A 6,510-nucleotide genomic window follows, 5' to 3' on the forward strand; every position below is an offset into this window, starting at 1 on the left:
ACGCGCCGGCCATGGGCGGGATTTTTCTGTAAACACATATATCGCAACCCTATACACTAAAAATCCTATCATGTCTTCTAAACTATCCCTCATCAAACTGTTCCATCGCTTGTCCTTTCTTTTAATTGTTGTTTTCACACTTAATAACGCTTATAGCCAGACGCCTGCGGCCACCTATCCGCGCATTGTTGGTTATTTTAGCGTTTACCATCCTATCGAAACCTTAAGCAGCGGTACGCTTACCGGTAACTTTGGCAATGTGTATACCGTTTCGTTCCCCTTTGGCATGCATATTTTAAAGAGCGACCATTTTGGCGTAAGTTTCGAAGTATCGCCATGTATACGTACCGAAAACAACATATCGAAAGTAAGCACGGTAGCATTTAACCCGGGCGCCTTGTTTAGGTTTACGCATGGTTATACGCTGGTTTCGCGGCTTGCTTTTGAGAGCAGCGGCCGCTTTGGTTTTACCCCTGCCTTAATCAAGATATTAAAAAAAGGAAAAGACTGCAACCTGTTTACCGCTGTAGCATTCCCGGCGCGGTTTGGCAACAGCCAGACAGCATCGTACAGTTCGGGCTTACAGTTGGGTGTTACTTTTTAGGCCTCCGGGAAACGGCGTTTTCTTTTAACGCTGTACCCGAACGTTGCAACGTGAAGTATCGCGAAACATATAGCAGTATTGGCAAATGTTTGCTTAATTTGCGTAGAACTACAGTAAAAGGCTTTGTATAGCCCTGCTTTATGGCGGGTGCTTTGTTTGCATAACAACGGTACCACAGCAATTATCAATGCGCCTCCAACCAATTTTTACCCACACCAACTTCTACGACAATAGGCACTTCGGTTTTGATAGCATGCTTCATGTTTTCCATAATGATGGGTTTAACCAGTTCGATCTCATCTTTATGCACGTCGAAAACCAACTCATCATGCACCTGCATGGTCATGCGCGAATCGAATTTGCGTGCCAGGAACTCGCGATGGATGTTGATCATGGCGATCTTGATCATATCAGCAGCTGAGCCTTGTATAGGGGCATTGATGGCATTTCGCTCAGCAAAACCGCGCACGGTTTGGTTGGCCGAATTGATATCGCGCAGGTAACGGCGGCGGCCCATCAGGGTTTGTACAAAGCCGTTCTCGCGGGCAAAGTTCATGGTATCGTTCATGTACTGTTTAATACCGGGATATTGGGCAAAGTACTGGTCGATGATATCGGCAGCTTCCTTGCGGGGAATACCCAGGTTTTGCGAAAGCCCAAATGCCGATTGCCCGTAAATGATGCCGAAGTTTACCGCTTTGGCATTGCGGCGCATGGTACTGTCCACCTCTTCGATGGTTTTGCCGTATACTTTGGCGGCCGTAGCGGTGTGGATATCGATACCCTGGATAAAGGCATCCATCATATTGGAATCCTTGCTTATCTCGGCGATGATACGCAGTTCGATCTGCGAATAATCGGCCGAAAGGATGATATGGTCGTCGTTTCGCGGGATGAAGGCTTTGCGCACTTCGCGACCACGCTCGGTGCGGATGGGTATATTTTGCAGGTTGGGGTTATTGCTGCTTAACCGGCCGGTTGCGGCAACAGCTTGGTTGTACGAGGTATGCACACGCCCTGTTTTTGGGTTTACCATCAGTGGCAAGGCATCCACGTAAGTTGATTTGAGCTTTTGCAGCTGGCGGAAATCGAGGATATCGCGTACAATATCGCTCTTCGCGGCAAGCGCCAACAGCACATCTTCGCCGGTTTGGTATTGGCCGGTTTTGGTTTTTTTAGCTTTTGGGTCGAGCTGCAGTTTTTCGAACAACACCTCGCCCAATTGTTTTGGTGATGATACGTTGAAACGGACACCTGCTTTTTCGTATACCGTTTTTTCGAGCTTGGCGATGTCGGTTTCCAGTTCTTTCGAAAACTCTTTCAGCGTATCATAGTCGATGCGCACGCCTTCGAACTCGATATCGGCCAGCACGTACACCAAAGGATTTTCAATTTCGGTAGCGAGTTTTTCGGCGTTTACCTCTTTGAGTTTAGGCTTGAAGATGTCTTTGAGTTGTAGTGTGATATCGGCATCCTCGGCGGCGTATTCTTTTATTTTTTCAATCTCCACATCGCGCATGCTGCCCTGGGTTTTGCCTTTGGCACCAATGAGCGTGGTAATGGACACAGGCGAATAACCCAAATAGTTTTCGGACAATACATCCATACCATGGCGGGTATCAGGGTCTATCACATAATGCGCCAGCATGGTATCAAACAGTGTTCCCTGCACGTTAATGCCATAGTATTTGAGCACCAGGATATCGAACTTGATGTTCTGGCCTATTTTGCCAATGTTGGCGTCTTCTAAAATGGCTTTAAATTCCTGCGCTATTTTGGTAGCAGTTTCAGTATCTGCAGGAACGGGGATATACCAGGCTTCGCCTTTTTTTACCGCGAAAGAAAGGCCCACCAGTTCGCATTGATTGGCATCGGTGCCTGTGGTTTCGGTATCAAAGCAAATGCTTTTTTGAGCGCTTAATATTTTGATGAGTTCGGCGCGTTTTTCGGGTGTATCGGCCAGGTGGTATTCGTGCGTGGTATTGCCGATATTGCTTGCCGGGGCAAATTGTTCCGGCTCGCTGATGTCGATTTGGTCGACCACCATGGTGGTACGGCCTGCATCCACAGGTTGGCCAAACAGGTCGGTTTGCATGGATACCGCTTTAGTTTCGGTAATGCTGAAGCCATCGCCAAACACGCGACGGCCAAGCGTACGGAACTCCAACTCGGCAAACAATGGCTCCAACAATTCGCGACTGGGTTCGCCTAAAGCCAAACCTTCTTCATCCAGTTCGACCGGTGCGTTCAGGATAATGGTAGCCAGCTTTTTAGAGAGCAAACCTTGCTCGGCAAATTTGATGACGTTTTCCTGCAGCTTGCCTTTCAGTTCGCCGGCATGTTCTATTACACCTTCAACCGAACCATATTGTTTGATGAGCATTTTGGCGGTTTTTTCGCCTACGCCGGGAATGCCAGGTATACCGTCGACCGCGTCGCCCCAAAGGCCAAGGATGTCTATTACTTGTTCCACATGCTCAATTTCCCATTTCTCTTTTATCTCTTTTACACCTAATATCTCCATATCATTACCCATACGCGCGGGTTTGTAAATGAAGATATTATCGGACACCAACTGGCCGAAATCTTTATCAGGTGTCATGCAATATACCTTGTAGCCTTTAGTTTCGGCTTTTTTGGCCAATGTGCCAATGATATCATCAGCCTCAAAACCATCGGAAGTGATGACGGGGATGTTAAAACCCAATATCAGCTTAAAAATATAGGGTAAGGCTTTCGACAAGTCTTCGGGCATGGCCTCGCGGTGTGCTTTATAGGCTTCAAAATCAGTATGGCGTTCGGTAGGGGCCTGGGTATCAAAAACCACGGCGATGTGGGTGGGTTTTTCTTTGTTCAATACCTCGAGCAGGGTATTGGTAAAACCCATTACTGCCGAAGTATTGACCCCGTTCGACGTGAACCTCGGGGCCTTGCTCATGGCAAAGTGTGCCCGGTATATCAGGGCCATACCATCTAATAAAAAAAGTTTCTTCATTGTGATTTTGATTTCACTGATTAGTCTGGGATTTCACCGATTAAAGGATGCCCCGCCAATTGTGTAATGATACGAAGTTAACAAACTATCGAAAATCAGTGTAATCAATCTTTAAAAATCACTGTAATCCCAACTACTTAAAACTACAGCCGGTGATATGGTCGTTTACCATGCCGGTGGCTTGCATGTGGGCGTAGCAAATGGTGGTGCCGAAGAATTTAAAGCCGCGCTTTTTCATGTCTTTACTGATGGCATCGGATATGGGGGTACTGGGGACTATCTTTTCGGGATGATTGATAATGGGTTTGCCACCGGGCATAAAGCTGTACAGGTATTTATAGAACGAGCCGAACTCTTTTTGTATGCCGATGAACAGTTTGGCGTTATTGATGGCCGCCAATATTTTTAAGCGGTTGCGGATGATGCCGGTATCGTTCATTAAACGTTCTACATCGTTATCATCAAACGCGGCAACTTTGTGTACATCAAAATCGGCGAAAGCCTTGCGGTAACCCTCCCGGCGGCGCAGAATGGTGATCCAGCTTAGTCCGGCTTGTGCCGATTCAAGGAGTAAAAACTCGAACAGGGTTTCGTCGTCATGTACCTCTTTGCCCCATTCGTTATCATGGTATTTTACGTAAAGTTCATCGGTTCCGCACCAGGTGCAGCGTGTTAGTTCGGTTGTTGGTTGGCTCATTTTTTAATTCCCAGAAATGGATGGTAAGTTTCGGGTGGCAATAATTTCCCGTTATCGTCAAAAGTAAGTAGCCTACTTGAAGTATCCGTGATTAATTCGAACCTGTTTACCCTTTGTTTTAGCAAATTTGCCTCTACTCCTTTTAACACGGCAGGTGAGGTATTATCATCAACCTTGACGGCTATCAGCAATGCCCTGTTGTTCACCACAATATCGGCCTTGCGCGACTCCCTTACCCAATTAAACAGTTCACTGTTATCAGATTGATAAGGGATGCCTTGATCATCTGAGCCGCTTTGGTAGAGGCGGTGATTGAAAACATTCGTCTTCACTTTTTCAAGAGATAGGTTAACTATCCCATGTTCTTCAAACTCGACTATTTCATCATTGGTAAAGTCGACGCGGTACATTTCTGCCATATTTTTCAAAGCCTCCTCGCGGATTGGCTGGCCTGGTATTTCAACGGATACTTTATTGTTTTTGATGGAAACAATTAACGGTGGGCTATCGTCATGTATAGGGTAATGCAACTTGCAAACAAAATAGTTAGGAAGCGGTGCAACCAAGATATTTGATTGAAAGAGGCAAAGGGCTATTGCCAATATGATTACATTCAAAGCAGCCGCTAAGCTGACCGATGCGGTTTTGATAGGTTTATGGCTTAGCTTGTACATACTTATTCGCTTATATATAAAGCTATACATAAATCAGCAATAAATCAAGCCTCGCACAACTCATCCCAATATTCCACGGCACGCCTGTAATGTGGTATAACAATAGAACCACCAACTAAATTGGCAATCATAAATACCTCGTTCATCTCGTCGCTTTTTACGCCCGCTTCACGGCATTTGCCGAGGTGGTATTTGATGCAGTCGTCGCAGCGGAGTACCATGGAGGCTACCAGACCCAGCATTTCTTTAGTTTTTACATCCAAAGCGCCATCGGCATAAGTAGTAGTATCGAGCGCGAAGAAGCGTTTGATATTAGTATTGGCTGTTTCCATTATCCTGTCGTTCATTTTTGAGCGGTAGGATTCAAAGTCGTTGATGAGTTTTCCCATTTTATTTTTGATGGATTGATTTATTGAGTGATTGCGGGGTTACTGGTATTTATTGTAATCCAGTTCCTCGTTTGGGTCCCAGAAGATTTTTTTGAAGTTTTTTACCTTGTCGTCTTCCACTTCCACACCTTCGTTTTCGAGGAGTTGCTGCATCATGGTAGGGCTGCCGAAATGGTGTTTGCCGGTGAGCAATCCAACCCGGTTCACAACACGGTGCGCGGGTACGGGCGGGTACAATCCGCTGCAGGCGCCCATGGCATAGCCCACCATGCGCGATGTGCCCTTGGTGCCCAAAAAGTTGGCGATGGCACCGTAGGATGTTACGCGGCCCAGCGGTATTTGTCGCGCCACTTCATAAACCTTATCGTAAAACGAATCCTCCTGCGTTTTTTTGTGCATGGCTACTCAAATGAAAACTTAAGGTAGTTAATGTTTTTATTATGCTTTAAATATTTGCGTTCGTAATAGGTTTTTATGGACAGAACCTCATCGGCAAACTCAGAATGGTACAGGTCTTCCGTGCGAATGTGGGTGGTCAGCCCCAATTCATTCAGCTTATCGGCTGTATAAGCATGCAGGTTATCGTTATCGGTTTTGAGGTGTACCGCGCCGCCGGGCTTTAATATCACTTTGTACATATCCAAAAAGCGGGGTGAGGTTAGGCGCTTTTTCTGGCGACTTAGTTGGGGTTGCGGGTCGGGGAAGGTGATCCATATCTCTTCCACTTCGCCGGGACCGAAGTGCGCGATGAGGTTTTCGATCTGGATGCGTAAAAAAGCTACGTTGCCGATGCCTTCTTCAATGGCGGTTTTTGCCCCACGCCAAATGCGGTTGCCTTTATAATCGATCCCGATAAAGTTTTTATCGGGGAACAATTGCGCCAGATTTACGGTGTACTCGCCTTTACCGCAGGCTAATTCCAAGACCAGCGGATGGTCGTTCTTAAAAAATGTTTTAGCCCATTGGCCCTGCATCGGTTTGCCTTCATCCAGTTGCAACACATTAGCAAAATCGGCTATTTCGGCAAAACGCCTTATCTTATCTTTTCCCACGTTTGTTATAAAAAATGTAAAAATAGCTTTTCCTGATTAATGGTATTGGCAAGAGTTTATATATTTGATGAAAAGACCACGTATTTTGGAAAAAGACGC

At 46.1% G+C, this 6,510-nt stretch carries 7 protein-coding genes; 1 reads left to right on the top strand and 6 read right to left on the bottom strand.

Features of this window, described 5'->3' with window-relative positions; genetic code table 11:
* The first annotated feature begins 70 nt into the window (after nt 1-70).
* On the top strand, nt 71-604 hold the full coding sequence (locus QZX97_RS14280) for a hypothetical protein (protein ID WP_295651157.1): 534 nt from the start codon (nt 71-73) through the stop codon (nt 602-604).
* A 184-nt stretch (nt 605-788) separates the two neighbouring features.
* On the opposite strand, the gene polA is transcribed toward QZX97_RS14280, so the two are convergent.
* From polA to trmB, 6 genes are all read right to left on the bottom strand, one after another.
* Complete coding sequence (gene polA / locus QZX97_RS14285) at nt 789-3,599, bottom strand: DNA polymerase I (protein ID WP_295651154.1); 2,811 nt, start codon at nt 3,597-3,599, stop codon at nt 789-791.
* Nucleotides 3,600-3,732: 133 nt separating this feature from the next.
* Nucleotides 3,733-4,296, bottom strand: a complete 564-nt coding sequence (locus QZX97_RS14290; RefSeq protein ID WP_295651150.1) for a DNA-3-methyladenine glycosylase I — start codon at nt 4,294-4,296, stop codon at nt 3,733-3,735.
* Entirely contained in the window at nt 4,293-4,970 is a 678-nt protein-coding gene (locus tag QZX97_RS14295; RefSeq protein ID WP_295651148.1) for a hypothetical protein, read from the bottom strand. The genes QZX97_RS14290 and QZX97_RS14295 overlap by 4 nt, the downstream gene beginning before the upstream one ends.
* Before the next feature lie 44 nt (nt 4,971-5,014).
* Complete coding sequence (locus QZX97_RS14300; RefSeq protein WP_295651146.1) at nt 5,015-5,359, bottom strand: carboxymuconolactone decarboxylase family protein; 345 nt, start codon at nt 5,357-5,359, stop codon at nt 5,015-5,017.
* A gap of 39 nt (nt 5,360-5,398) precedes the next feature.
* A complete protein-coding gene (locus QZX97_RS14305; protein WP_295664737.1) occupies nt 5,399-5,758 on the bottom strand; it encodes an MGMT family protein in 360 nt (119 codons plus the stop codon).
* A 2-nt stretch (nt 5,759-5,760) separates the two neighbouring features.
* On the bottom strand, nt 5,761-6,411 hold the full coding sequence (gene trmB / locus QZX97_RS14310) for a tRNA (guanosine(46)-N7)-methyltransferase TrmB (RefSeq protein ID WP_295664738.1): 651 nt from the start codon (nt 6,409-6,411) through the stop codon (nt 5,761-5,763).
* Nucleotides 6,412-6,510: the final 99 nt, after the last annotated feature.

The organism is uncultured Mucilaginibacter sp., from assembly GCF_903893715.1.
In the GTDB taxonomy this organism is placed as follows: domain Bacteria; phylum Bacteroidota; class Bacteroidia; order Sphingobacteriales; family Sphingobacteriaceae; genus Mucilaginibacter.

What these genes read in the sequence shown, in the direction of transcription:
- QZX97_RS14300 (WP_295651146.1), bottom strand. Translation starts at nt 5,359, where the DNA reads ATGGGAAAACTCATCAACGACTTTGAATCCTACCGCTCAAAAATGAAC.
- QZX97_RS14295 (WP_295651148.1), bottom strand. Translation starts at nt 4,970, where the DNA reads ATGTACAAGCTAAGCCATAAACCTATCAAAACCGCATCGGTCAGCTTA.
- QZX97_RS14280 (WP_295651157.1), top strand. Translation starts at nt 71, where the DNA reads ATGTCTTCTAAACTATCCCTCATCAAACTGTTCCATCGCTTGTCCTTT.
- QZX97_RS14290 (WP_295651150.1), bottom strand. Translation starts at nt 4,296, where the DNA reads ATGAGCCAACCAACAACCGAACTAACACGCTGCACCTGGTGCGGAACC.
- QZX97_RS14305 (WP_295664737.1), bottom strand. Translation starts at nt 5,758, where the DNA reads ATGCACAAAAAAACGCAGGAGGATTCGTTTTACGATAAGGTTTATGAA.
- polA (WP_295651154.1), bottom strand. Translation starts at nt 3,599, where the DNA reads ATGAAGAAACTTTTTTTATTAGATGGTATGGCCCTGATATACCGGGCA.